At 74.8% G+C, this 1,808-nt stretch carries 2 protein-coding genes; one reads left to right on the top strand and one right to left on the bottom strand.

Going from position 1 to position 1,808, the window contains the following annotated elements:
- On the top strand, positions 1-614 hold a 614-nt coding region (locus ACTUAL_RS10100), incomplete at its 5' end, for a lipoyl synthase (protein ID WP_440900085.1).
- On the opposite strand, the gene ACTUAL_RS10095 is transcribed toward ACTUAL_RS10100, so the two are convergent.
- Positions 589-1,620, bottom strand: coding sequence for a saccharopine dehydrogenase family protein (locus tag ACTUAL_RS10095; protein WP_096491968.1), 1,032 nt, complete (start codon positions 1,618-1,620; stop codon positions 589-591). The genes ACTUAL_RS10100 and ACTUAL_RS10095 overlap by 26 nt on opposite strands.
- Positions 1,621-1,808 lie beyond the last annotated feature (188 nt).

Here is a 1,808-nt window from a genome sequence, read left to right as displayed (position 1 = left end):
GCGGCGCGTGGCTCTACGCCGAGACCGTGCGCGCGATCCACGAGCTCAACCCCGGCACGGGCGTGGAGAACCTCATCCCCGACTTCAACGGCAAGCCCGAGCTGCTGCGCGAGGTCTTCGATTCGCGGCCCGAGGTGCTCGCCCACAACGTCGAGACCGTCCCGCGGATCTTCAAGCGCATCCGCCCCGCGTTCCGCTACGACCGCTCCCTCGACGTGCTGACCCAGGCCCGCGCGTTCGGCCTGGTCACCAAGTCCAACCTGATCCTGGGCATGGGCGAGACCCCGGAGGAGGTCGCCGAGGCGCTGCGCGACCTGCACGCGGCGGGCTGCGAGATCATCACGATCACGCAGTACCTGCGCCCCTCCCCCCGGCACCACCCGGTCGAGCGCTGGGTGAAGCCGGAGGAGTTCGTGGTGCACAAGGAGACCGCCGAGGAGATCGGCTTCAGCGGCGTCATGGCCGGGCCGCTGGTGCGCTCCTCCTACCGGGCCGGGCGGCTGTACGCCCAGGCCGTGACCAAGCGCGGCGACACCCTCCCGGAGAACCTGGAGCACCTCCTCCAGGCCGGTGACGCCGCGCAGGAGGTCAGCGCGCTGCTCTCGGCTCGCTGAGCACCACGTCGTCCAGCTCCAGCGCGTAGTGCGCGCCGAAGGCGCTGGACGGCGTGTGCACGCCGGGCTCGACGTCCGGCAGCCGCCCGATCGCCCTGACCGCGCTGTCCGCGGTCAGGGCGTACGCGTTCGGGGTGGTGAGCGAGGCCTCGACCCTGGTCCCCCGCGCGTCCCGCACCTCGCCCCACACCTCGCTGCGGCTGGTGTCGCGCGCCGCCGGTGACGGGCCGCCGATCCGCCTGACCAGCGCCTTCGCCACCTGGCGGGCCGGGCGCAGCGCGAGCAGCGGCTGGAAGACGCCGTGGGCCTTCGCGAGCAGCGGCGGGAACGTGGTGAACGTGGTGATGTTCGGGATGCCGGTGGAGCGGTGGGCGGTGCTGACGTCGCCCCAGGGGATCGCGAGCACGTCCCGCGCGCCCGAGCGGAACCCGGCGACCCGGCGGCGGTGCCCGAGCGGCACCGAGCGCAGCTCCCCGTCGACCCGCGCCCTGCCGCCGCCCGCCGCGCCCTCGACGGCGGTGGCGGCGGTGCCCGCGCTGGGGCCGCCGCCGCTCAGGAACGCCAGGTCGAGGTGGGTGGCGCCGGGCAGGGCGTGGTGCAGCAGGGCGGCGATGCAGTCGGTGGGGACGACGTCGAAGCCGACGCCGGGCAGCAGGACCACACCCGCCCGCCTCGCCTCGGCGTCGAGGGCGGCGATGCCCTCGAACACATCGATCTCGCCGGTGATGTCCAGGTAGTGCGTCCTCGTGCGCAGGCAGGCGTCGACCAGGGGGCGCCAGGTGGCCGAGAACGGCCCCGCGCAGTTCACGACCGCGTCGACCCCGTCCAGGTGCGCCCCCGCGTCGGCGAGGGGGAACACCCGGTGCTCCAGTCCGAGGCGCTGCGCGGCGGCGGCGACCTTGTGGCCGTTCCGCCCCGCGAGCACCGGTCGTTCGCCTCGCGCGACGGCGAGCTCGGCGATGAGCGCCCCGGTGTACCCGTTGGCGCCGTAGACCATCCACGTCATGGCTAGACGCTACCGGCGGCCGTGGGGGCGGAGTTCCGCCTGCGGCGGGTGGGACGGCCGGGAGCTGTGGGGCTGCTGTCGCGGGTTCGGCCGGGGGTTCGGGCTGCGGGTTCGGGCTGCGGGTTCGGGCTGCGGGTTCGGATAGCGGGCTCGGGCTGCGGCGCCCAGGGGCTCGGGGTCGGGCAGCG

Source organism: Actinosynnema sp. (assembly GCF_052038725.1).
Note: the sequence above shows the minus strand (reverse complement) of the source record. Positions and strands in the feature narration are given on the sequence as shown.